At 50.7% G+C, this 23957-nt stretch carries 19 protein-coding genes and 1 pseudogene; 15 read left to right on the top strand and 5 right to left on the bottom strand.

Annotated elements, in window-relative coordinates:
• Positions 1-221 precede the first annotated feature (221 nt).
• The 4 genes and pseudogenes from ADH68_RS03400 (at position 222) to ADH68_RS03385 (ending at position 6021) form a co-directional block, all read left to right on the top strand.
• The gene (locus ADH68_RS03400; RefSeq protein ID WP_068959805.1) at positions 222-1424 is read left to right on the top strand and encodes an OmpA family protein; all 1203 of its coding nucleotides are present in this window, start codon (positions 222-224) and stop codon (positions 1422-1424) included.
• An 804-nt stretch (positions 1425-2228) separates the two neighbouring features.
• Positions 2229-2888, top strand: a pseudogene (locus ADH68_RS14125) (succinate dehydrogenase cytochrome b subunit); the annotation flags it as partial.
• 381 nt (positions 2889-3269) lie between these two features.
• Positions 3270-5249 (top strand): fumarate reductase/succinate dehydrogenase flavoprotein subunit, encoded by a 1980-nt coding sequence (locus ADH68_RS03390; RefSeq protein ID WP_068961944.1) that lies wholly within the window; start codon positions 3270-3272, stop codon positions 5247-5249.
• A gap of 22 nt (positions 5250-5271) precedes the next feature.
• Positions 5272-6021 carry a succinate dehydrogenase/fumarate reductase iron-sulfur subunit gene (locus ADH68_RS03385; protein WP_068959807.1) on the top strand — a complete coding sequence of 250 codons (750 nt, stop codon included), beginning with the start codon at positions 5272-5274 and terminating at the stop codon, positions 6019-6021.
• A 139-nt stretch (positions 6022-6160) separates the two neighbouring features.
• Here the strand turns inward: ADH68_RS03385 and ADH68_RS03380 are convergent, their stop codons facing one another.
• Positions 6161-6940, bottom strand: coding sequence for an N-acetylmuramidase family protein (locus ADH68_RS03380; protein ID WP_084273896.1), 780 nt, complete (start codon positions 6938-6940; stop codon positions 6161-6163).
• 89 nt (positions 6941-7029) lie between these two features.
• Positions 7030-8490: an aminoacyl-histidine dipeptidase gene (locus ADH68_RS03375; protein ID WP_068961946.1), complete on the bottom strand. Its 1461-nt coding sequence runs from the start codon at positions 8488-8490 to the stop codon at positions 7030-7032.
• A gap of 156 nt (positions 8491-8646) precedes the next feature.
• On the opposite strand from ADH68_RS03375, the gene ADH68_RS13890 reads away from it, so the two are divergent.
• Positions 8647-8829 (top strand): hypothetical protein, encoded by a 183-nt coding sequence (locus ADH68_RS13890; protein ID WP_084273897.1) that lies wholly within the window; start codon positions 8647-8649, stop codon positions 8827-8829.
• Positions 8830-8853: 24 nt separating this feature from the next.
• A complete protein-coding gene (locus ADH68_RS03370; RefSeq protein ID WP_084273898.1) occupies positions 8854-9447 on the top strand; it encodes an OmpH/Skp family outer membrane protein in 594 nt (197 codons plus the stop codon).
• Positions 9448-9582: 135 nt separating this feature from the next.
• Here ADH68_RS03370 and ADH68_RS03365 read toward each other — a convergent pair whose 3' ends face one another.
• On the bottom strand, positions 9583-10173 hold the full coding sequence (locus tag ADH68_RS03365) for a sigma-70 family RNA polymerase sigma factor (protein WP_068959809.1): 591 nt from the start codon (positions 10171-10173) through the stop codon (positions 9583-9585).
• Positions 10174-10538: 365 nt separating this feature from the next.
• Between ADH68_RS03365 and ADH68_RS03360 the strand changes: the two genes are divergently transcribed.
• The gene (locus ADH68_RS03360; protein ID WP_088294773.1) at positions 10539-10718 is read left to right on the top strand and encodes a hypothetical protein; all 180 of its coding nucleotides are present in this window, start codon (positions 10539-10541) and stop codon (positions 10716-10718) included.
• A 4-nt stretch (positions 10719-10722) separates the two neighbouring features.
• Here ADH68_RS03360 and ADH68_RS03355 read toward each other — a convergent pair whose 3' ends face one another.
• Complete coding sequence (locus tag ADH68_RS03355) at positions 10723-11745, bottom strand: gliding motility protein GldB-related protein (protein WP_068959810.1); 1023 nt, start codon at positions 11743-11745, stop codon at positions 10723-10725.
• Between the two features lie 189 nt (positions 11746-11934).
• Between ADH68_RS03355 and ADH68_RS03350 the strand changes: the two genes are divergently transcribed.
• The 7 genes from ADH68_RS03350 (at position 11935) to ADH68_RS03320 (ending at position 20917) form a co-directional block, all read left to right on the top strand.
• Positions 11935-13044, top strand: a complete 1110-nt coding sequence (locus ADH68_RS03350) for an N-acetylmuramoyl-L-alanine amidase family protein (RefSeq protein ID WP_157755864.1) — start codon at positions 11935-11937, stop codon at positions 13042-13044.
• A gap of 72 nt (positions 13045-13116) precedes the next feature.
• On the top strand, positions 13117-14016 hold the full coding sequence (locus ADH68_RS03345; RefSeq protein ID WP_068959812.1) for an MlaD family protein: 900 nt from the start codon (positions 13117-13119) through the stop codon (positions 14014-14016).
• 704 nt (positions 14017-14720) lie between these two features.
• Positions 14721-16112 (top strand): chromosomal replication initiator protein DnaA, encoded by a 1392-nt coding sequence (gene dnaA / locus ADH68_RS03340; protein WP_068959813.1) that lies wholly within the window; start codon positions 14721-14723, stop codon positions 16110-16112.
• A gap of 246 nt (positions 16113-16358) precedes the next feature.
• Positions 16359-16793: a dUTP diphosphatase gene (gene dut / locus ADH68_RS03335; protein ID WP_068961947.1), complete on the top strand. Its 435-nt coding sequence runs from the start codon at positions 16359-16361 to the stop codon at positions 16791-16793.
• Between the two features lie 18 nt (positions 16794-16811).
• On the top strand, positions 16812-18578 hold the full coding sequence (locus ADH68_RS03330; RefSeq protein WP_084273899.1) for a tetratricopeptide repeat protein: 1767 nt from the start codon (positions 16812-16814) through the stop codon (positions 18576-18578).
• A gap of 57 nt (positions 18579-18635) precedes the next feature.
• Positions 18636-19493: a DUF4292 domain-containing protein gene (locus tag ADH68_RS03325; RefSeq protein ID WP_084273900.1), complete on the top strand. Its 858-nt coding sequence runs from the start codon at positions 18636-18638 to the stop codon at positions 19491-19493.
• A gap of 44 nt (positions 19494-19537) precedes the next feature.
• Entirely contained in the window at positions 19538-20917 is a 1380-nt protein-coding gene (locus ADH68_RS03320; protein ID WP_068959816.1) for a murein hydrolase activator EnvC family protein, read from the top strand.
• An 89-nt stretch (positions 20918-21006) separates the two neighbouring features.
• Here ADH68_RS03320 and ADH68_RS03315 read toward each other — a convergent pair whose 3' ends face one another.
• Complete coding sequence (locus tag ADH68_RS03315) at positions 21007-22230, bottom strand: IS4 family transposase (protein WP_068959817.1); 1224 nt, start codon at positions 22228-22230, stop codon at positions 21007-21009.
• Positions 22231-22410: 180 nt separating this feature from the next.
• Between ADH68_RS03315 and ADH68_RS03310 the strand changes: the two genes are divergently transcribed.
• Positions 22411-23901, top strand: a complete 1491-nt coding sequence (locus ADH68_RS03310) for an oligosaccharide flippase family protein (RefSeq protein ID WP_068959818.1) — start codon at positions 22411-22413, stop codon at positions 23899-23901.
• The last annotated feature ends 56 nt before the right edge of the window (positions 23902-23957 follow it).

Here is a 23957-nt window from a genome sequence, read left to right as displayed (position 1 = left end):
TTAACATTATAGTGTTAAAATTTGTCGAAAAAAGTTGCAGAGATTCTAATTATACTTTACCTTTGTGAAAATTTTGCTGAACAAACGGTAAACGCGCGGCGTTACAATAGCAAAATCACAAAACAAGTCGCTGCCTTCTACCGGCAGCCTGCGGAAAGCCTTGAAGGCTGCCCGTATAAAGAAGGGTTAAAACAAATTGTATAAATTAAAAACTTAAGAGAATGAAAAAGAACATCCTTTTCGGTTTTGCTGCCTGCGGCGCAATGCTGCTTTCAGCAAATGTTGCTACCGCACAGGAAGCTGTAGCTGTTGAGGAAGTTACCATCACTGAGACTGAAGCTGTGGAGTGTGGTGACCACTTCTACTCAGAGCGCGGAGCCAACTGGTTCCTCCAGATTGGCGCCGGTATGGAGCTCCCGATGACCGACCGTATCGCTGACGGCCAGGAACATCACCGTCACATCACTGCCTCCTACAATATCGCCTTTGGTAAGTGGTTCAGCCCTTATCTGGCATGGCGTATCGGTGCTACCGGCGGTGCTTACCATGTTGACGCCGATGGCTACAACAAGGCAAAATACATCAATGCCAATGCTGACCTTATGTGGGATATGTTCAACAGTTTCGGCAGTGTGAAATCCGACCGTTTCTTAAGTGTGATTCCTTTTGTAGGTTTAGGAGTTTCCCGTTCATGGGGTTGGGCTCATGATCCCGCGCTCTACACACAGCACGGTGCCGTAAAGACCCGCGTATGGGAGTTCCCGGTATCAGTTGGTCTTCAGCTCCGTTTCCGTCTCTGCAAGTATGTTGACTTCTTTGCAGAAGGCCGCTACGGTCTCTTCGGCGACGAATTCGACGGCTCTGCAATCGGCCAGAATGTTGACATGAACCTCAACGTACTCGGCGGTTTCAACATCAACTTCGGTGGCCGTGAGTTCAAGAGCTTCAATCCCTGCGATTATCTTGGCTACATCAACCAGCTCAACGGTCAGGTAAATGATCTTCGTGGTGCTCTCGCTACATGCGGTGCCGCTCTCGCAGCAGCTGAGGCTCAGCTCCCCTGCCCCGAGGTTGTAGCTCCCGAATGTCCCGACGCACAGGCTCCTCTGCTCTCTACCGTACGCTTCACCATTAACTCTGCCAAGATTACTTCTACCGAGACTGTCAATGTATATAACATCGCACAGTGGATGAAGGCCAACCCCAACAGCAACGTTGTAATCAAGGGTTATGCTGACAAGGATACCGGTACTGCATCTTACAACATGAAGCTTTCAGAGCGTCGTGCACAGAATGTATACAACATGCTTACAAAAGAGTATGGTATTCCTGCCGACCGTCTCACAATCAAGGCTGAAGGTTCCGACTCTCAGGTTTACGACGTAAACAACTGGAACCGTATCGTAATCTTCTCTCAGAACTAATCCCACACGCTCTGTAGCAGAAAAGATTGCTCAGCAGATATAACGACTCTTGCAGTCGATATGAAAAAAGCCTCCGGATTTCCGGAGGCTTTTTTTATTTTGGAGCTTGTATATATAATGTATAGTGCGGGAGTAGATATATTGTCCTTTTCGTGACATGGTATTCCTGTGCGGGTAAAAAAAACAGACGGCCTCGCTTATCACAAGTTCTGCCGCCTTTCCATTCATGAGAAATCTATCTACTGTTTTAGAGTTCTTAGAATGTAGATTTTAATGTCTGTCTGGTGGTTTTAAGGTAAAATTAAACTATAAGTTTAGTAAAAGCTGTTATTAGGTGTGTATGTTAGAATGATTGAAATCAGGCTATACATGACATGATATATGTAATCATGTGTTGATTTGCTCGAAATCATGTGCAAGTTTAGCTATTTTTGATTACATTATTACAATATTTTTAGGGGAATTTTTTGATTTGTGTTTTATAACATATAAATGGTGCCGCAAATGGCCAAAAATGAGAGAATCGTTACTAAAAAAGCCGTTGTGTGGCGCTATTGGCATGTGGGCAGAAAAAAATGTGGTATGATAAATTAGCGAATTTTTTCCGTAATGTTTGTGTCGGTTTGTAATTTGTCTTAAATTTGCATATCCAAGTCGATAATGCCTTTTTGTCAGCAAGATTGAGCGTTGGTCTAAAAGCATACAGGAGGCTTGTCTTGTACGCAGTGTCTCTGTAGGAGGCCCAATAATACCGTAATTCAGAACATCAAATAACATAACTAACTTAATCCAAATTAAACTACTATGTGGTTAACAAGCTCGTCTATAGGACGTAAACTGGTGATGGCCGTTACCGGCATCTGCCTCGTCCTATTTGTAACTTTCCACTGCTTGATGAACGCGGTAGCGATCGTGTATCCCGCTTCCTACAACGTGATTTGCGAGTTTCTGGGTGCCAACTGGTACGCTCTCGTAGCGTCGATGGGCCTGGCCGTGCTTTTCATCATTCACATTATCTATGCCGTGTGGCTGACCCTGCAGAACCGCAAGGCCCGTGGCAACAACCGCTATGCCATCAACTCTATCCCCAAGAGTGTTGAATGGTCGTCACAGAACATGCTCGTGCTCGGTGTCGTAGTGCTCGCATTCCTCGTTGTCCACCTGATTCAGTTCTGGGCAAAGATGCAGCTCGTTGAAATCCGTGGTGTAGAAGAAGTGCTTCCTCCCTCGATGGGTACCTTGTTTATTCAGGAAGCATTCAGCAGCTGGGCTACTCCGGTAATCTATATCATCGGCTTCATCGCATTGTGGTTCCACATGAACCATGGTTTCTGGTCGATGTTCCATACTATCGGCTGGGACAACAACGTATGGGTAAGCCGTCTGAAGACAATCGGTTGCTGGTGGACATCAATCGTAATCGTGCTCTTCATCGCTCAGGCTATTGTATTCACAGTCAACGCCCACAACGACTTCTATAAGAAAGATGCAGCTCTCCGCGACCAGTACAAGGAAGTGCTCGGCAAGATGGTAGGTGTTCCCGCCGACCGTTTTGATTACGACCAGCTCCCCTCTGCTGAAGAACTCAAGGCTGCCGAAACTCAGATGCAGGAGCTCAAGAGCAACCCCGAAATGGCTGCTCAGTATCAGGCTACTCCCGAGCGCATCGAGAAGCAAATTGAGACTATCGGCCAGTGGCGCCGTGTGCTTGAGTTCGTTGATTACCTCAATGGCTCAAAGAAAGAATGTTCCGCCGCAGTTTGCGACGAAGCAACTGAAACTAATGTTGAACCCGCTAACTAATCAAGCGATATGGCAACTACCGATTTAGACAAAGTAAAAGTGATGAATCCGGCTGATTCCAAAATCCCGGAAGGTCCTATCGCTGAAAAATGGACCAACTATAAGGCTCACCAGAAACTCGTGAACCCCGCCAACAAGCGCCGCCTGTCGGTGATTGTGGTTGGTACAGGTCTTGCCGGCGCATCAGCCGCCTCGACTCTCGCCGAGATGGGTTTCAACGTACTTAACTTCTGCATCCAGGATAGCCCCCGCCGCGCTCACTCAATTGCCGCACAGGGTGGTATCAATGCTGCAAAGAACTATCAGAACGACGGAGACTCTGTTTATCGCCTCTTCTACGACACAGTAAAGGGCGGTGACTACCGTGCCCGCGAAGCCAACGTATATCGTCTGGCCGAGGTGTCCAACAATATCATCGACCAGTGTGTGGCTCAGGGTGTACCCTTCGCACGTGAATACGGAGGCCTTCTTGCTAACCGTTCGTTCGGTGGCGCCCAGGTGTCGCGTACATTCTACGCAAAGGGCCAGACCGGCCAGCAGCTCCTCCTCGGAGCCTACAGCTCGCTCAACCGCCAGATTAATCTTGGCAAGGTGAAGAGCTACAACCGCTATGAGATGCACGATGTGGTTATGATTGACGGCCGTGCCCGCGGTATCATCGCCAAGAATCTCGTTACAGGCAAGTTCGAACGCTTTGCAGCACACGCCGTGGTTATCGCTACCGGCGGATACGGTAACGCATACTTCCTCTCGACCAACGCTATGGGTTGCAACTGTTCTGCCGCTATGGCTTGCTACCGCAAGGGCGCATACTTCGCCAACCCCTCTTATGTGCAGATCCACCCCACATGTATCCCTGTGCACGGTGACCAGCAGTCGAAACTTACCCTTATGTCGGAGTCGCTCCGCAACGACGGTCGTATCTGGGTGCCGAAGGATATCGAGGACGCCAAGAAACTCCAGCGCGGTGAAATCAAGGGCTCTGATATTCCCGAAGAACGTCGCGACTACTATCTCGAACGCCGATACCCGGCATTCGGCAACCTCGTGCCCCGCGACGTTGCATCGCGTGCAGCCAAGGAACGCTGCGACAAGGGATTTGGTGTCAACAACACCGGTCTCGCCGTATTCCTCGACTTCTCTGAGGCCATCAACCGTCTCGGTATCGATGTCGTTCGTCAGCGCTACGGCAACCTCTTCGACATGTACGAGGAGATTACCGATGTTAACCCCGGCGAGAAGGGCAGCGAAATCAATGGTCAGGTTTATTACAACCCGATGATGATTTTCCCCGCTATCCACTACACAATGGGTGGTATCTGGGTTGACTACGAACTCCAGACTTCGCTCAAGGGTCTGTTTGCAATCGGTGAGTGCAACTTCTCTGACCATGGCGCCAACCGTCTTGGTGCATCCGCACTCATGCAGGGTCTTGCCGACGGATACTTCGTGCTTCCCTATACAATCCAGAACTACCTCAGCGACCAGATTACCGTTCCGTGCCCCGGCACCGATGGCCCCGAATTTGCCGAGGCCGAAAAGAAATGTGTGGAAGCCCAGAACGCATTCCTCAAGATTCAGGGCAAGCGCTCTGTCGACTCCATCCACAAGGAGCTCGGCCACATCATGTGGGAATATGTAGGAATGGGCCGTACCAAGGAGGGCCTCACACTCGCGCTTGACAAGCTCAAGGCTCTTCGCAAGGAGTTTGAGACCAACCTCTATGTGCCCGGCACCGCTGAAGGAATGAACAATGAGCTCGATAAGGCTTTCCGCCTCAAGGACTTTATCACGATGGGCGAACTCGTGGCCTACGATGCCCTCAACCGCAACGAAAGCTGTGGCGGTCACTTCCGTGAAGAGTACCAGACCGAGGAAGGCGAGGCTAAGCGCGACGACGAAAACTACTTCTACGTAGCATGCTGGGATTATCAGGGCAGTGATGAAAAAGCTCCCGAGCTTATCAAGGAACCCCTCCACTACGAGGCTATAAAGGTACAGACACGTAACTATAAGTCGTAACTCTTAAAGAATTTTCTACAACATGGCAAATATGACTGTAAATCTCAAGGTCTGGCGTCAGGCCGGTCCTAAGGAAAAAGGTGAGTTCCGCACTTATACCGTGGAGACCGATACCGATACCTCGTTCCTTGAAACTCTCGATATTCTCAACGAGCAGCTCGTTAACAACCACGAGGAGCCGATTGCATTTGACCACGACTGTCGCGAAGGTATCTGTGGTATGTGCTCGCTCTATATCAACGGACACCCCCACGGCCCTGCTACTGGTGCTACCACTTGCCAGCTCTACATGCGCCGTTTCAAGGATGGCGAGACAATCACTGTAGAGCCCTGGCGCTCTGCCGCGTTCCCTGTGATAAAGGACCTCATGGTCAACCGCAATGCTTTTGACCAGATTCAGCAGGCCGGCGGCTATGTATCGTTCAACTGCGGAGGCGCACAGGATGCCAACAATCTCCCCATCTCCAAGGTCAACGCCGACATGGCTATGGACTCTGCTACATGCATCGGCTGTGGCGCATGTGTGGCTGCTTGTAAGAACGGCTCTGCAATGCTCTTCGTTTCTGCAAAGGTAAGCCAGTTCGCACTCCTGCCCCAGGGACAGGTTGAGCGCAAACGTCGCGCACGCGCCATGGTAATGAAGATGGACGAGCTCGGTTTCGGCAACTGCACCAACACCGGAGCCTGCGAGGCGGAGTGTCCCAAGTGTATCAAGATTAGCAATATCGCACGTCTCAACCGCGAGTTTATCAAGGCCAAGTGTGCCGAGTAATTACGGTTAAGTCGGCATATCCGACGATATACTGAACAGATGCGGCGTAAACCGATAATCCGGTTTACGCCGCAGTATTTTTGTGTACCTCGCTATGTCGGGAATGATATCAATCAGGTTAATCGATTAATAGACTCCATCACTTATGTTTGTCTTCCTCTTTGCGATACCTTTCGTATGCGCTCGCCAGCCGCTTATGGTATCGCCGTTTTGCGTATCCGGGGCCATTGTATCTGCGGGCAAATCCGGCCCAGTCTTTCTTCTTGAGATACTTGTCAAGGCCTTGCGATTTTACGAATTCGACAAAGAGCTCGAGTTGCTCATGCTCGCTTGATGACATGCGGTCGACAAAATCCTTAATCGATTCGGCTCCACATTTACGCCAGTTGAATCCCCCGATCTGAAACATTCCCCAAAACGTGTTTTCCAGCGCCGTTATCGAGTCTATGGCCATAGCGCCGTTGAGCCGGGCATACTGTGCAGCCTGATAGCTACCGTAGCGTTTTATGTTGGGCCGAGAAAATACCACCGGTTGTTTTTTTGTGTATGTAGCGAGATTGATGCCTCGTTTCCGTGCTCCGCGTCTGAACATTGCAAGATCGAAATTAATCAATGGCTTTCCCGGAGCATAAAATCCCCGGTGGGTTGAGCCGGCCTCGATTGCTACGACAGCTTTCATGGCGGCAGTCTCGATGCCGAGTTCGTCGGCAGCCTCGCGGTAGTCCTCGTCGGTAAGACGTTCGATACTGTTGCGCCGGGCCTCCGACCAAGGATTCTCCGGAAGTTCCCATAGATTTTGTGGCAGCAGATGTAGCGAGTCGGGATGTGTCACCCGTGGCGGACGGGCGCCGTCCGCATGATTGCATATAGAGCCTATTGCAGCTATGGCCAGGGCTATCAGCTTGTGTAGCGTGTTCATGGTGGAAAGAAATCCCCGACACGATGACTCGTTACAGGCATCTTGCCGGGGATATAGTTGTCTTTTTACTGATGTGTAGCCTCAGAACATTACTTTTTGAGGTCTGATACTTTGCGTAGTATGGTTACGAGCTGGTCCCAGAAGCGTTCTACTGCAGGAATGTGCATCTTCTCGCTGGGAGAGTGTACACCACGCAGGGTCGGTCCGAACGATACCATATCGAGGTGCGGATATTTCGTAAGGAAGAGTCCACATTCCAGTCCGGCATGTATGGCTGTAATCAGCGGCTCCTCGCCATAAAGTTCTTTGTATGTGTCAGCGGCAATCTTCATGATGGCCGAGTTCATGTTGGGGGCCCATCCGGGATATCCGTCGCCGTGGGTCACCTTGGCGCCGGCCATGAGGAACAGGGCCTCAATCTGGTTGGCGATGTCATATTTGCGGCTTTCCACCGAACTGCGCTGGCTGGTGGTGACAAGTATTGTATTGTCGGGCTGCATCTTTACCGAAGCGAGGTTGGTCGAGGTCTCCACCAGGCCTTCGAGGTCGTGGCTCATGGAGATTACTCCGTGGGGGCAGGCATAAAGCGAGCGTATCAGGCGCAGGGTGGTGTCGGAATCGATGGCGTATTCGGGCTTGTCGGCGGTAGCGATGGTGATATCCATTGCCGGGTCGGTGTGGGAATATTCGTTCTTGACGTCAGCCACAAATTCGTTGAACGCTACCACTACTTCTTCTTTCTTCGAGGTATGTACGCCCACTACGGCATGTGCTGCTCGGGGGATGGCGTTGCGCAGGTTGCCGCCGCTTATTTCGCTGAGCACGATATCATGCTTCTGCGACAGGCCGAAGAGGAAGCGTGCGAGCAACTTGTTGGAGTTGGCGCGTCCTTCGTGGATATCGCCTCCGGAATGTCCGCCGCTTAGGTTGGCGAGTTCGATGTCAAACCAATGGTAGTCGGCAGGAGCCATCTCGCGCTTATAGTCGAAAGTGATGGTGGTGTCGATGCCGCCGGCGCAACCGATGAAGAACTGGCCGTCATCCTCCGAGTCGAGGTTGAGCAGTATCGAGCCGTTCATCATGTTTTCACCCAGATTGTTGGCACCGGTCATGCCGGTTTCTTCATCTACGGTAAACAGAGCTTCGAGCGGACCGTGTACCAGGCTCTTGTCGGCCATCACAGCCAGAGAAGCTGCTACTCCGATACCGTTGTCAGCGCCAAGAGTAGTGTTGTCGGCATGTACCCATTCTCCGTCGATGATGGTGGTGATGGGGGAGTTGTCGAAGTCGAAATCTTTCTTGTTTGACTCGCACACCATGTCCATGTGTCCCTGCATTATTACTGTCGGAGCATCCTCTTTGCCGGGAGTTGCAGGTTTGCTGAGCACTACGTTGCCCACTTCGTCGGTCTTGGCGTCGATGCCGTTGGCTTTGGCGAAATCGAGTATGTATTTGCGGATTTTCTCTTCCTTCTTGGAAGGACGGGGCACCTTGGTAATCTCGTCAAAGATTGTCCATACGGCCGTTGGTTTGAGATCCTTGATTGTCATAATCATTATTCTGTTTGATTAGTTAATGGTCGCTTTGAAGTGTATAAAATTGTTAAATTATTCGCTTTTCGCACTCTAAGTTACAAAATAAAATTCAGATAATTCCAGATTTGTAATTCCTTTCTTATATTTGCAGTGCAAAAACATAGAGACACAGTGAAAACAGTGTTGTTAGCCATAGCTATCGTAGCCGTGTGCGTGGTGTTGCTGGGCATCAAGGTGCTTTTTGTTAAAGGCTCCAGATTCCCTTCAGGCCATGTTCACGACAATGTGGCGCTTCGCCGCAAGGGTATTACCTGCGCGTCGGGGCATGCCCACAAAAATGATAAAAGAAAATAAATACCATACATTAAGCAACTTACAATGAAGAAAACCGCACTTTGTGCAAAATCGCTCATGTTGATGCTGGCCGTTGCGGCAGTTTCATGCTCTTCCGGCAAGGAGGAAGCCGCACCTGCCGCCGCCACCGCCGATAAGGCTGCCACCGCTGCCGTCAACATCCGCTACATCGATGCAGATTCGATTGCGGCACATTACAATCTCGCAAAAGATTTCAAGGAAGCACAACTCCGCCAGATCAACAAGATTGACAACGCACAGCGTACACGTACTTCCGAACTGCAGAAGCTCGGCAATCAGATACAGCAGAAAATCAACAATAACGGATACCTCTCTCAGGAGAGCTTCCAGTCCGATCAGGAAACATTCAACAAGAAGCAGGCCGAAGCTCAGAATTATCTTGCAAGCCTTCAGCGCGAAGCAGAGCAGGAGATGATTCAGCAGCAGATTCAGCTTACCGACTCAATTGAGGCCTTTATCAAGGACTATAACCGTAAGAAAGGCTACGATGCAATCCTCTACAAGGCTGCCGGAGTATACTTCAATCCTGCTCTCGATATTACCAACGAGGTAATCGACGGTCTCAACAAGCGTTACAACAAGGTAGCCGAAAACTAATCGGTCCTTTCCGCTGATTGAGAAAATATAAAATTCTCCCTATATAATGAAAGGCGTCCAGTTTTGGGACGCCTTTCATTATATATTCTTAGTGCGCGATGTAAATGTTGCCGGATTTGCACACGCGCTCTTTCGTCATGCTGTAAGCTGAATATTGTGTTTGGCGGCCATGCGGCGCATATTGAGCAGGGCATAGCGCATGCGTCCGAGGGCAGTGTTGATGCTTACACCTGTTGCCTCGGCTATTTCCTTGAAACTCATGTCGCGGTAGTATCGCATGGTCAACACCTCGCGCTGAGGCTCCGGGAGTGCCCCTATCAGACGGCGTACGTCGGTATGTATCTGATTCTCCACAAGCCAGTCCTCCACATTCGTCTCGCAGAGGTCGCGCCGGTTGAGCATATCGGTCTCGTTGTCATCAGTCGACACGGTGTTCTCTACACGCTCCTGGCGATAGTAGTCAATGATAAGATTGTGGGCGATACGATGAAGCCATGCCGAAAACTTTCCGTTTTCGGTATAACGACCTTGTTTCAGCATCATGATAATCTTGACAAACGTCTCCTGAAAGATGTCGTCGGCGATGTCGCGGTTGCGTACGATGCGCATGATATATGAAAATAGCTTTGACTGGTGGCGCAACAATAGCGCGTCGAAAGCCTCGTTGTTCCCTTCAACATATGATTTCACCAACTGCTCGTCGGTGAGCGAAGAAAAGATTTGCATTACTTATGATTGATTTGATTTGAAGTAATGGTCGTCTCTATAGGCAGTAAATTTAAGCAGGTAAATACTATATTTGCTAATTGTAAAAAGAAAGTCTCGTTTAGTGGCAGTCAAGCAATATTTTGACATGTTTTAGCCTTCTTTTGTTGCAAAGGTAGAGATTTGCTCCGATTGCGGCAAATAAATTAAGTAATTTTTAGTATTGGGATACAATATTTTTATATTTCTGTAGTTTACGCACGCATAATGCCGATAAAGGTGTAGATGGATAAATATGTGTGATAATTTTTATATCCGGTTGAGGTAATTGATAATAAAAATCGGGTCGTATTCGTTCTACATATACAACGATAACACGCCTGCCTATGCTGAAAAAATCTACCTCTTCTTCGACTCTCGACAATAATCGCATGTTGGCTTCAGAAAAAAAGGACGAGTGCTTGAAGCCTTGCGAGTCGACTCTGGCCATTATACGACAGTTTGCCCGGGCCTACCATTTCGAGCGTGCGCTTGCTCCAAGGCATGCCGCAGTTATCCTCAACTGAATCATCAGTCCTGTCGGCGCAACGGGTTGTATCCCGATTCGACCAAAGTCTTGATGTTTCCATAAAAATCTTTCTGCAGGAGTTGCCGTGGTTCCGTATCAGGGTGACTCTTCATGTATGCATCGATGATGCGCATTCCGAGCCATGTACCCATGCGACCGGGTGCATCGGGATGTAGCATGCTTGTTGCCGGAGCACGTTGTGTCAGCCTCATGCCATAATCCTCATCGGTAGAGTATAGCATTTTTCTGTTTATCAGCGCTTCCCAGGCATTGCTTTCGTTGGCCTCGGCCCATTTTGTCTGGACTTCGTCCCAGCCGATTATTTCCTCCGGCCGTTCTGTGCCGGTGATTCGCATCGTAATCCACGCTACGGCTCCGTCATAGAGCATATGGCTCAGAGCTGTGGCGTCCTTGTCGGGCAGTTCATAAGGCCACTGGCTGTAAAGAAGCGATTCTGTGAGTTGTGCCGGGAGTGCTGCCAGGCGCTTGTCGCGTCGGCGATAATTGTCAAATCCCTCGTAGGCCTCGTCGTCAGGGCCGAGATAATGGTTCATGCCGATGAGGGCTATGGAGTCGCCGCTGAGTATTATCGCCTGGTCGTAGGTCGAGATAATACCATACAGACGCGGCCATTTCAGTTCGGGTATCATGCTCCTTGAGCGCGATGCCGCTTCTCCAAGAGCCGCCTCTATGGAGTCGGTAGCACCGAGACGCTCGCGTATCGCACACCCGAACATACTTACCCCACGGCTGCGTGCATACTCCGACATCATCGAGTCGCTCGCTTCCTTACTTACCCCTGGATGAGATGCGGCATACAGTTGTAGTACCAGCCTGTTGACATCGGCATATGCCATGAGGAAGTCGGCGCGAGAAGCCGAGTCGAGAGCCGGATAGGCACTTACCTCAAGGTCATATCGGTCGATTTTCATGCTTTCAGTATTTGCTGTGTCCGCATTGTTGCTGATGGTACACCCTCCGGCTATTGCTATTGCAGCTATGGTTAACGGTAATATTGCTCTCATACGGCAAAAATAGTTTTTTGCAGGCTATAACACAAATCTATTGGTCATATATTCCCCAAATTTGGATGCTAACGTCCAATTTGTCGGCATATCGTGCCATAATTAGCACATGTTTTCTTAATTTTGTACCTCAAAATTATGCTCAGGAGTATATTTCTACATATTATATATATGTGTGTGTGCCTCATTGTGCCAGTAGCCGCATGGGGAGCCGAACCGTTTGTCGTTGTGCTTGATGCAGGCCATGGCGGCCACGACCCTGGAACAATAGGCCGCAAGGCAAAAGAGAAAGACATAAACCTCGGTGTCGTGCTCAAACTCGGAGGCCTTATTGAAAAGAACGACAAGGATGTCAAGGTAGTCTATACGCGTAAGGGTGACTATTTCAAGACCCTGCAGGAGCGTTCCAACATTGCAAACAATGCCAAAGGGTCACTCTTCATATCTGTCCATGTCAACTCTGTCGACAAGAAAGCCCGCAACCGCACTACCATACACGGTGCCGCCACATATACCCTCGGACTACACCGCAGCGCTGAAAACCTCGCGGTGGCCAAGCGCGAGAATGCCGTTATGATGCTTGAGGATGACTACTCCGAGCGCTATTGCGGATTCGACCCCAACTCTACAGAGTCGTATATAATCTTCGAACTCAATCAGAACAAACACCTCGACCAAAGTATCGATTTTGCCGGAAGAGTGCAGAAAGAGTTGCACTCTACGGCTTCGCGTACCGACAACGGTGTGCGTCAGGCCGGATTCTGGGTATTGGCCAAGACCGGCATGCCCGCCGTGCTTGTCGAGCTTGATTTCATCTGCAATCCGACATCAGAGGCCTTTATGGCGTCAGAGTCCGGACAGAAGAAACTCGCCCAGGCCATATACAATGCCTTTAAGGACTATAAGCGCTCCTACGATATTGCCTCAGGAAAGAAAAATGAAAAGAAATCGGATGAAAAGTCGCGCAATACTAAAGTAGACGTGGAATCCACTCCTCAGGCATCTGCCGCTGTTCCCTCCGGTGATGCAAATGCCTCCTCCGTCCAATCGGGAGTCTCTGCCTCAGGCAAGCGGTGCTATCGCGTGCAGTTCATGACAAGTCCCTCGCGGGTAGCTAACGGTTCCACAAAGCTCAAGGGTGTATCCGATTATGTAGAGTATCGCGATGGCAAACTTTGGAAATATACCTCACCCGACCTCCCGGATATGCAGGCGGCCCGCCGAAGCCTCGCCCAACTTCGTAAGAAATTTCCCGACGCATTTATTATTACAGTCGTCGACGGCCAACGAGTCAGATAAATTTGTTTATACATAATAATATATTTCCCTTCCGTACCAAAATATCAAAGAACAAGATTCGAAAATAGTGATATGAAACGTTTCTCCCACGAACTGACCATCGGACTGTCGGTGCTCATTGCTGCTCTGGTGCTCTTCTTCGGCATCAATTATCTCAAAGGTATCAATATATTCAAGGCCGCCAATTACTACTATGCCTCATATACTAATGTAGCAGGGCTGAGTGTGTCATCGCCTGTTACTCTCAACGGTCTGAAAGTAGGTCAGGTGCGCGAAATCAACTACGAATATGACAATCCCGGCCATGTGCTTGTCGAGATGAGTCTTGACAAGCAGCTCCGTATACCCGCAGGCTCCAAGGCCATGATTTCATCCGACCTCCTCGGGTCGGCTTCGATTGTGCTCGAATTCTCTACGGCTTCTGGCTTCTGCAAGGTCGGCGACCGCCTGGAAGGAGGCAACGCACCCTCGCTTATGAAAGATGTATCGACCAATCTGATGCCTTCAGTGAGCGCTATTGTACCTAAAGTAGATTCGCTGCTCACTTCGGTCAACAGGCTTGTCGGAGATTCCGCACTCCTCCAGTCGGTAAAGCGTCTTGACGCCATTACCGCCAACCTTCAGGCGACTACTCTCTATCTCAACCGCACTATGGCTACCATGCCGGCTACGATGAAGACTGTCGACGGCGTAGCCCACAATCTCGACTCTATAACGGCTGACCTTGCGGTACTCTCCGCCGAGCTTAAGACAATTCCGCTGAAGTCTACCATGGATAATATAGACAGCACTATGTCAAATCTCAATGACATCACCGACAAGATGAACCGTACCGACAATTCTGTTGGCCTTCTGCTCAACGATCGCTCGTTATACGACCATATCAATGGTGCGGCCATGGGACTCGACAGTATAATGTGGGATCTCAAAAAGAATCCACGCCGCTACGTGCCCCCGATTAAGATTTTCTGATTTTTTCGATGATATTACATATTGGCTGTGTTGTAACGTTGCCAAGCGTTGCGGCGCAGCCAATATTCTTTTCCACTATACAGAGCTTTACTGTGTCGTAGAATCTAATCCCGCATCTTTTTCTGCGACTGTTTTTTTGTTTATAGTTGCCGTAATCTATACTTTATAGAAGTTGTCCGCAAATATGCAATACCAGATGTGTTATTTATAATCATTCTAAATAGTTGATAACTTTTTATTGGGGTGTGTTCCACGTCTTATATGCCTGTTTTTGCGATATTATGAAGTTTCACGCATATGTGTGATTAATCAATGTTGATAACTTGTGTTCTTAACGGTCTGATAATCAATATCAACTTTAGTTATCATCATTGCAATGTTGATAACTTTGCTGAAAAAGATAAATCCCTGAAATTCACCTGACTTGTATTTGGTGTGATATTTCCAAATTTTTTACGGTTTGTTTTTGTAAAAAAATCGGGGGAAATTTGCATTGTAGAAAAGACGCCCCCGAGGCTATTTTCCGTTCATTTTTTTTATTTGGAGATTGGCTTGTCGCCATTCGGGATTTTTCCAAGCCTGCCATATTTTTGTTCTCTCATGGCTATCGTAATCCACGGATGTGGCTCCTCTTTCCACGCACGACAGTTAGACGTGTCTACTCACTGTGCCTCTTCCTCTAAGAATTACAACCGACCATTAAAATGGAAAAGACCCATATACAGTTATGGGAAGAGTGTCTGAGGATTTTTGCAGACAATCTTTCACAGCAACAATTCGACACCTGGTTTCGCCCGGTGACGTCGCTCGGATTTGAGGGCGGCAATCTCACCTTGAGCGTGCCTACCGCATTCTTCGTGGAGCAACTCGAAGAGCGCTTCATGCGTATCATCGCTCCGACTTTGATGCGTGTCTATGGAGCCGGAGTGAAACTGTTCTATTCCTATCATCCTGTCAAGGAGGCTCCCGAGGCTGCGGTCACACAACAGTCGGAACGCCCGAGTGCCGCCGTGCAGCGCCATCCCGCCAATCCTTTTCAGGCTCAGGCCGCTCCGGAATTCGATTCGCAGCTCAATCCTAAATATACTTTTGAGAACTACTGCGGAAGCGTATCCAACAAGATTGCTCGCTCTATCGGTGAGGCGATAGCCACAAATCCGAAGTGCAAGACATTCAACCCCCTCTTTGTATTCGGGCATACAGGTGTGGGTAAGACACATCTTATCCAGGCAATTGGAATACGTATCAAGGAGCGTAACCCGCAGGCACGGGTGCTTTACGTGTCGGCACGCTTATTCGAGAGCCAGTATACTGCCGCCGCCATGGCCAAGCCGAGCCGTGTCAATGATTTCATTGCCTTCTATCAGTCAATCGACGTACTGATAATCGACGACATCCAGGACCTCATGCACAAGCCTGGCACACAGAGCGCATTCTTCCATATCTTCAACCACCTCCACCAGAATCAGCGCCAGATAATAATGTCAAGCGACTGCGCGCCATCGGAGATGAAGGATATGCACGAGCGACTTCTCTCTCGTTTCAAGTGGGGTATGACATGCGAGCTTGAAAGCCCCGATTTCGATCTGCGTCGCGAAGTGCTGCGTCAGCGTGCATCTCAGGATGGTCTCGACATTCCTGCCGAAGTACTTGAATATATTGCAGCCAATGTCACCGACAGTATACGCGAACTTGAAGGAATCGTAGTGTCCCTCCTTGCCCATGCTACCGTGCTCAACCGTGAGATTACAATCGACCTTGCCCAGTCTGTGCTCAGCAATGCCGTAAAGATTCAGAAAAAGACTGTCAATTTCGACATCGTTACCCAGAAAGTCTGCGATTACTACAACATCGATTCTGAGAAACTCTTTACCAAGAGCCGCAAGCGCGAGATTTCCGATGCGCGCCAGATGGTGATGTATCTCGCCAAGCGCCATGTCAAGATGCCCGTCACTGCAATCGGCACACGATTGTCGCGCAGTCATGCCACAGTGCTCCATGCCTTGAAGAATATTGAGGAACGCATGTCGCTTGAGGCTGCCCTGCGTCTTGATATAGAGAAAATCGAAGCATCGCTTACAGCCACTCCGGTATAAGGAGTATTACTAAAAAATATACATGAAGGATGGTCATGTCCGCCCCAGTGCTCAGGGTGTCGGAGATGATTCATCCTTTTTGTGTTTTAAATAAGTAATATGGTGTGCGTCCGGAGGTGACATATATCCCGGGAAACATTCTCAGAATTGTTGTGTTTATATAAAAAAACAGCAAGTATGAGGTAAATACGTTAAATTTCCGTATTTTCGCATAATTTTGAATAACTACGGTCAATCATGGAACATATTAAAGTAAAGATAATCAACCGATCGGGCCACGAGCTTCCCACTTACGAAACGCCCTCTTCGGCGGGTATGGACGTGCGCGCATCTCTGAAAGAGCCCGTTACGCTCATGCCCATGCAGCGTGCACTCATCCCTACCGGCCTCTACATACAGCTCCCCCACGGCTATGAATGCCAGATAAGACCCCGTTCGGGACTCGCTTTGAAGAAGGGCATATCACTTGTCAACACTCCCGGTACTGTCGACGCCGACTACCGTGGAGAGATAGGGGTGATACTGATCAACCTCAGCGATGAACCGTTCGTGGTAAACGACGGAGAGCGAATATGCCAGATGGTCATAAAGGAGTATACACGTGTCGACTGGGAACCCGTCGAGCGCCTCGACGAAACTGTGCGCGGCGATGGCGGATTCGGGCATACCGGCGTCAACTAACTAAACAAGCTCTAAAAGATGCACGTAGCCATACGTAAACATACAGTCCGATTCTTTGCCATGATAGCCATGATGGCTGTCACGGCAACGGCCCTGTCGGCAAAAAAGACCGACACCGTCAAGCCTTCCGAAGCGGACTGCCGCAAGGCCGACTATATATTCATGGAGGCGATAAGGCAGCAGGCCCTTGGAAATGATGATGCATACTTCTCGCTGGTGCAGCGTGCCCACGACCTCAACCCCGACGACCATGCCGCAGCCTACTATCTTGGCTACGATATAATGTCGATTGCCGGAAAGGATTCCACGCGCTTCGACTACGGATATCGCTTGATGAAGAATTATTTCGACCTTAATCCGTCCGACTACTACTCCTCGTATGCCTATGGTGCCGTCAACGACCATATCGGGAATATCAATGAGTCGCTGCGTGTGTGGAATAAGCTCGATTCACTCTACCCGGCCAAGACCGAGGTTGCACTCCGTCTCGCGAATGCCCTGTTCTTCACCCGCGACTCTGCCGCTGTAAGCCGCACTATCGATGTCTACAACCGCATCGAGCGCGCCAAAGGCAAGAGCATTCCCTTGTCATCGCGCAAGATACAGAGCTATCTCTCCACACAGGATACTGTTTCGGCCATAGCTGAGGTGCACTCTCTGCTTGAGGCGTCGCCCGGAAGCATCGAGAACAATGTATTTGCCGGAGATGTATTTGCCCTGTTCTCTGAAAACGACTCGGCGCTCGCCTACTACAACCGTGCCTGCGAGCTCGACTCATCCTCGGGACTTGCCTATTATTCGCGGGCCAATTTCTACAAGACCACCGGCGATAGTGTGGCCTACGACCGCGAGGTGTTTCATGCACTCAAGATGGAGAGTCTCGACCTCGACACGAAGCTCGAGATAATGACAAGCTACGTGCGCGAGTTATACCCCGACCCCGCACAACAGCCTCGTATACAGGAATTGTTTGCTTCGCTCCTCGAACAGCATCCCCACGAAGTCAGTGTCCACGACCTATACTATGCTTATCTTCTCGCCATATCCGATTATGCAGGTGCCGCCGAGCAGGTGGGATATGCCCTTGATATTGACCCCTCCGACGAGCGGAAGTGGGGTGCCCTTGTGAGCCTTTACCTCCAGACCGACGAGTTCGACAAGGCGGTCGATGCGGCGACAAGGGCTCTCGGCTATCATCCTGAAAGCGCCAACCTTACTTTCATGCGCGGAATAAGCCACGGACAGGCCAAGCATTACGACAAGGCTATTCCCGACTTCGAGCATGCAATAGAGCTTGCTGACTCAGGCGATGTGAAGTTCGTCTCCGAGGTGCTCAGTTCCGAAGGCGACATGTACTCTGCCGCCGATGACAAGGAACAGGCCGAGGAACATTATCGTCAGGCGATAGCCATAAATCCCGACAATCTGCTCGCGCTCAACAACTATGCCTACCTGCTCGCTGTCGAGGGACGCGACCTCGACAAGGCAGAGCGTATGAGTTATCGCACGATTCAGGAGCGCCCAGATGACATCAACTCGCTTGACACATACGCCTGGATTCTCTTTAAGCAGAAGAAATATACCGAAGCGCTCGTCTACATACAGCAGGCCCTCGACCTCGTCAAGGAGCCCGCCGAGGAGCTGTATTCACACGCAGGCGACATATACTTCTGGAACGGCGAGCATGAAAAGGCCGTCGAATTATGGCAGCAGGCCCTTTCAATCGCTCCCGACAACGAGTTGCTGAAGCGCAAGGTTGCCCACAAGACATTCTTCTTCAAGTAGCTCTATCCGGGTGCGATTACCTCGGTGCCATGGCAAAGATTACATCCGACATCACATATGAATCGATTATCTTCATACATTTATGCCGCTACGGCCATGTTGCTTGTAGCAGCTGTTTTTACAGGATGCCGTTCCTCTAAGGGAACAGTCTCGTCCGACGGTTATCCGTCAATTTCGGGTCAGCCGACTGTTACTGCGGTGTCGCCTCTGAAATCAATCACCGACAACTACCGCGACTGGACCGATGTCAGCGTGCCGGTCACCCTGCGTCTTGTGTCGCCTAAGAATATGTCGGTCAGTGCGCGTGCACGCATGGTGCGTGGACGCTGTATCGACCTTAGCTTCCGCATGCTCGGATTCGAGGTGGCACGCGTATGGCTTACACCCGACTCGGTGGTGGCGGCATCGCGTCCGAAGAAAGTATATCTTGCAGAGAGCCTGTCGAAACTGACCTCCGGTCTGCCGATCAACCTCGACAACCTGCAGGACATGCTGATGGGCCGTCCATTCATCCCCGGAGGCTCTACGGTCACTCTCGCCGACTCCGCTGCAATGCGCCTCGACAACTCTTCCGGCTCATTAAGACTCCTTCCGCGCCGACAGCATCCGATGGCTGATTACGGCTATGTGCTCGACCTCCCTTCAGTAGTCACGGCTTTGGCCGTAGTGGCCGCAGACCACGGCGTTTCATTCACCGCATCCTATTCCGGCCCCGAGCCGATTACCACTGCAGGAAATGTGATGGACAACGTGGCCCTCGATATCGACACCCCTCGTGGAGCATATGCCGCCGAAGTGTCATGGAAGTGGGGGAGCGCCCGATGGAACGACATGATTGCTGTCGACCCTCCCGCTACCGCCGGACTCCGGAGAGTCACCTCCGCGCAGCTTATGAAGATTATCAAGGAACTGTGACACACTCCGTATAGAAGACTCCCAACCTGACCTACCCCCACAATATGCGACGTTTTGCCATTCTCCTTATCACTGCCATTATTATCGCACTCGCGGCTTCCGATGCCGGAGGTGCCAAGCGTCGTCAGCGCCAGCAGCCAAGGGCAATAGGTGCTGTAAAGAAAGAGCAGAGCGACACTCGCCGCGCCATTCAACAGACAGCCGAGCAGATTGAAGCCAACAGGCGCAGCACAGTGCGTTCGCTCAACCGACTCGACTCCCTCAGTTCCGATATCGACATACGCAACCGGACGATTGCGCGCATCTCATCGCAGATTGACAGTATCGACCGCACCATAGTAGTGCTCAACGACTCTGTAGCAGCGCTCGAAAGGCGTCTCGGCACGATGCGCGAGAGTTATGCCCGTATGGTTCGCAGGATTCACGACCATCAGCGTGGCTCGACCTCGGTGCTTGCATTCATATTCTCGGCCGAGACAGTCACTCAGGGCTACAGGCGCATGCGTTACCTCAAGGAAGTGTCGGCATGGCGTGAGAGGCGTAGCCGCGAACTTGCGGCACAGGCCGATACATTACGTCGCCGTAAGGAGCATCTTGCAGTAGTGAAGACACAGAGGGCAACGTCGCTTGCCGAGCTTGACAGCGAGCGCCGGCAGCTACAGACTTCGCAACAGGAGACGACACAGATTGTAGCGCAACTCAAGAAAGAAAGCACATCGCTGCGCCGTGTGCTCAAGGACAAGGAGGCCAAGGCGCGTGCCCTGGAAGCCGAGCTCGAAAGACTTATTGCCGAGGAGCAGAGGCGTCAGGAAGAAGAACAGCGCCGCAAGGAAGAGGAAGCGCGCCGCCGTCAGCTCGCCGCAGAGAAGAAACAGCAACAGGCTAAAGCTGCAGGACGCCCATCGGAGTCGGCTGCATCCAAAACAGCCTCCGACAGCAAGAAATCCATACCGGCCCCGGCTGCCAAACAGCGCACATACGCTACTGCCGACGATACACGCTCGCTCTCCGGAACGTTTGAGAGCAACAAGGGACGTCTGCTGTTCCCCGTGAGTGGCCGTTACCGCATAGTACGCCCCTTCGGACGGCATCAGCATCCCGAGTTGCCCCATGTTGTCACCGACAATGCCGGCATCGATATCGAGACCTCGCCGGGAGCCACCGCGCGAGCAGTATTCGCCGGTAAAGTGTCGGCGATATTCCGCCAGCCGGGCTACAATACTATCGTGATGGTGCGTCATGGCCGCTATCTGACGGTATATGCCGGACTGACCGACATCACAGTGCGCAACGGTCAGGAACTGAAACAGGGTCAGGCTATCGGCAAGATTTTCGCTGACCCCGACGATGGCGACCGCGCACTCCTTCATTTTGAGCTTCGCCGAGAGAAAGAGAAGCTCAACCCCTCGCTCTGGGTAAAATAATATATTACTGTCCGCTAAACTATAAAAAGGTGAGTCCAACTTCCTGCATGCCAGAAGTTGGGCTTACTTTTTGTATATGACAAGCCCCCTCAGCAGTTTTCAGTATCTTTAGGTGGTGATTCTGCTGCTTCGACAAGCATGATTTTCAGGTCTGCATCAGGCTGATTGAGGAACTTTTCGAGATTTAGGTAATACATCAGAACAATTCTGACGATTGTAGCCAGTCCCGAGAAGCTCCAACGCCTTTGCAAGGTGCTTTGTAAGACCGAGAGCAGCAGATTTGCTATGAGTGTTACCCATATCTGGATCTTTATGGCATTGGCGCTTTCGCCGTAGAAGTATCTCAGTGGGAAGTTTTGCTTTATCTTCTTGAAAAGCGACTCAATCTGCCACCGGCGGCGGTATATTGCCACGATTGTCTGCAATTGCATGTCGAAGTCGTTGGTCAGAAGCGATATAAGCTTAGGTTTCTTGCCTTTCTTGATGTCAACGTATGTGATAATCCTGGCAATGTGGTTGATGCCGTCTTTACGGAACACCACTACTTGCTCACGGTACTCCATATGCCCCTGCGGATTCTGATACATGCAGTCCACAAGAATCTCGTAGCTGAGGTTTTTCTTCATTTTGGTGACATATACCACGCCTCTGTCTGTAAGTTCCTCAAATTTGGTATAGTTGATATATGCGCGGTCAAGTGCCACTATATCATTATGGCTGTAATGACTCGGAGCAAGCATGAATGAATCGTTGGTCGCTGCCGAAGTGAACTGCACATCGCAGGGGACGCCCTCGTTGGCGTGTATTACAGAGTGCACCTTGATACCCCCTTTCTTCTTGCCGGTCTTGGGATGTCGTCCGACTCCCTTGAAAATAGCATTGGAGAACAGCGTGATGGTTGTGGAATCAATGATTCTAAGCTGTTTTATCCACTCTTCCGTGCCGTTGCGTCGGCTGTCCGAGGAAAGAATGTCTTTATTGGCGGCATACAGATCGCGATAGACCTCTTCAAAGAACTTCTCTGACCTCCTGGCGTTTGCGTCAGAAAGGGTGCTGCGTCTGGGCACAGTTTCTATACCGACATGACGGAGTTTACGGACCTCGGCAGTCATAGATGTCTCTATCTCACGCAATGAATCGAAGCGTTGGATTACGGCATAGAGCATCGTGAGCAGATGCGTATAGCCGTCGAAGCTCTTTACGTACTTCTCTCCGCCGTGTTTTCGGCTGATTTCAACAATTTTTTCACGGTCGAGCGATTTTATCAGCTGACCATATATCGGCTGTCCGAAGAAATTGCTACTTTTGCTCATGGTTATAATGGTTTGTTTGGCGACACCAAAGTAACCATAAAGGGCTGACTCCTGCAAATGGAATCAGCCCTATTTTTTCAATCGCTCAAAAAATGTTTAGCGGACAGTAATATAAAATAATATGTAGCCGGTCGCCGTTTATCTGTAGCGGGACTATCAGAAATCCTGTACGGTAAAGTGATGGCATCAGGCACGACAGACAGTCAGGAAAACAGTTATCGCAGTATCATGCGAGGCATGTCGGCATTTGGCAGTGTCCAGGTGCTGCAGATTGTCATAAACGTAGTGCGCGGCAAGTTTGTGGCTCTGCTTCTCGGCCCGGAGGGCATGGGTATCTCTCAGTTGCTTGTATCATCGACCAATACACTTAAGCAGGTGGCATCATGTGGCCTCCCCTTGTCGATTGTGCGCGAAGTGGCCGCGGCCCGTGGCGCTGATGACTCCACCGAACCTACCACTCTCGACGTGGCTACGGTAGTGAGTGTGGCGCGACGTGTTGTGCGCTATACAGCTCTTGGTGCCATGTTGCTCTGCATCGTCTGTTCGGGATTGCTGAGCCGCATCACCTTTGACAACAACATGTACACATGGAGTTTTGCGGCACTGTCGGTGATGATGCTCTTTTCTGTGCTTTCCGACGGAGAGATGTCGCTTCTTCAGGGCCTTCACGAGGTGAAAAGGCTTTCCAAGGCCTCGCTTGTCGGCGCTCTTGTAGGGCTTGTGGCAGGTGTACCGCTCTACTGGGTCTTCGGCTATGGCGGAATAGTCCCCGCCATGATTATCCTGGCTGTGGCCACATGGGCGTTCTACCGCTACAACATGCGACGTGCATTACCCGCAGGGACGACGACAGTCAGTGTGCCGCACTCGCTGCAGTGGGCTATTGCCCGGCGTATGCTCTCGCTTGGAGTGGTTCTGATGGCCGGAACTGTGCTCACCACCCTCGTCGGCTATCTTGTCAACATGTGGGTGCGCGCGCTGGGCAGTGTCGGAGATGTCGGCCTGTTTCAGGCGGCAAACACTATCGCCGGGCAATACGTGGCCGTGGTGTTCACAGCCATGTCGCTCGACTACTTTCCCCGCCTGTCGGCCGCGATATCCGACAATGCCCGCATGACCGTCATCGTCAACCGACAGTTTGACCTTGTGGGACTGGTGATAGCACCGCTTGCAATAGCGTTAATGCTCACTGCACCCCTGCTCATACGCGTGCTTACTTCCGAGGAGTTTATGGCCGTGGTGCCGCTTGTGCGGTGGATGGCTCTCGGCCTGTTTCTCAGGGCTATGGCCTATCCGTTGGGCTATATATCCTTTGCCAAGGGCGACAAAAAGCTATATTTCTGTCTTGAAGGGGTGTTCGGATGCAGTGTGATGCTCGTGGCCAACTGTCTATGCTACTGGGCATGGGGCCTTGTCGGACTCGGTGTCGCCATGGTTATAGTCCATGCTCTTGATGTCGCTGCATATTACATCGTCAACCACCGCGTCTACGGTTATCGCATCGACCGGTCCACATTGCGGCTGATGCTCCTGCTTTCGCTCCCGGTGCTTCTCACATTCCTGGCGACGTTACTTCCCGACATTCGGCTCGGCTACACGCTGATGACACTGCTCCTGCTTCTTACCCTCTTCGTCTCCTTTCGGGGAATACGCTCGCGCCTCCGCAACTGATGTCTCGCCGCATATGCGCCGGCATGCTATAAATATATTTAATCCGAGATAAAAAT

Origin of the sequence: Muribaculum intestinale (assembly GCF_002201515.1) — a bacterium.
In the GTDB taxonomy this organism is placed as follows: Bacteria; Bacteroidota; Bacteroidia; order Bacteroidales; family Muribaculaceae; genus Muribaculum; species Muribaculum intestinale.
Note: the sequence above shows the minus strand (reverse complement) of the source record. Positions and strands in the feature narration are given on the sequence as shown.

Coding starts and splice junctions, on each gene's coding strand:
- ADH68_RS03365 (WP_068959809.1), bottom strand. CDS start 10,173: ATGCAAATCTTTTCTTCGCTCACCGACGAGCAGTTGGTGAAATCATAT.
- ADH68_RS03315 (WP_068959817.1), bottom strand. CDS start 22,230: ATGAGCAAAAGTAGCAATTTCTTCGGACAGCCGATATATGGTCAGCTG.
- ADH68_RS03385 (WP_068959807.1), top strand. CDS start 5,272: ATGGCAAATATGACTGTAAATCTCAAGGTCTGGCGTCAGGCCGGTCCT.
- ADH68_RS03355 (WP_068959810.1), bottom strand. CDS start 11,745: ATGAGAGCAATATTACCGTTAACCATAGCTGCAATAGCAATAGCCGGA.
- ADH68_RS03330 (WP_084273899.1), top strand. CDS start 16,812: ATGCACGTAGCCATACGTAAACATACAGTCCGATTCTTTGCCATGATA.
- dnaA (WP_068959813.1), top strand. CDS start 14,721: ATGGAAAAGACCCATATACAGTTATGGGAAGAGTGTCTGAGGATTTTT.
- ADH68_RS03310 (WP_068959818.1), top strand. CDS start 22,411: ATGGCATCAGGCACGACAGACAGTCAGGAAAACAGTTATCGCAGTATC.
- ADH68_RS03360 (WP_088294773.1), top strand. CDS start 10,539: ATGCTGAAAAAATCTACCTCTTCTTCGACTCTCGACAATAATCGCATG.
- ADH68_RS03320 (WP_068959816.1), top strand. CDS start 19,538: ATGCGACGTTTTGCCATTCTCCTTATCACTGCCATTATTATCGCACTC.
- ADH68_RS03345 (WP_068959812.1), top strand. CDS start 13,117: ATGAAACGTTTCTCCCACGAACTGACCATCGGACTGTCGGTGCTCATT.
- ADH68_RS03375 (WP_068961946.1), bottom strand. CDS start 8,490: ATGACAATCAAGGATCTCAAACCAACGGCCGTATGGACAATCTTTGAC.
- ADH68_RS03370 (WP_084273898.1), top strand. CDS start 8,854: ATGAAGAAAACCGCACTTTGTGCAAAATCGCTCATGTTGATGCTGGCC.
- ADH68_RS03400 (WP_068959805.1), top strand. CDS start 222: ATGAAAAAGAACATCCTTTTCGGTTTTGCTGCCTGCGGCGCAATGCTG.
- ADH68_RS03380 (WP_084273896.1), bottom strand. CDS start 6,940: ATGAACACGCTACACAAGCTGATAGCCCTGGCCATAGCTGCAATAGGC.
- ADH68_RS03390 (WP_068961944.1), top strand. CDS start 3,270: ATGAATCCGGCTGATTCCAAAATCCCGGAAGGTCCTATCGCTGAAAAA.
- ADH68_RS03325 (WP_084273900.1), top strand. CDS start 18,636: ATGAATCGATTATCTTCATACATTTATGCCGCTACGGCCATGTTGCTT.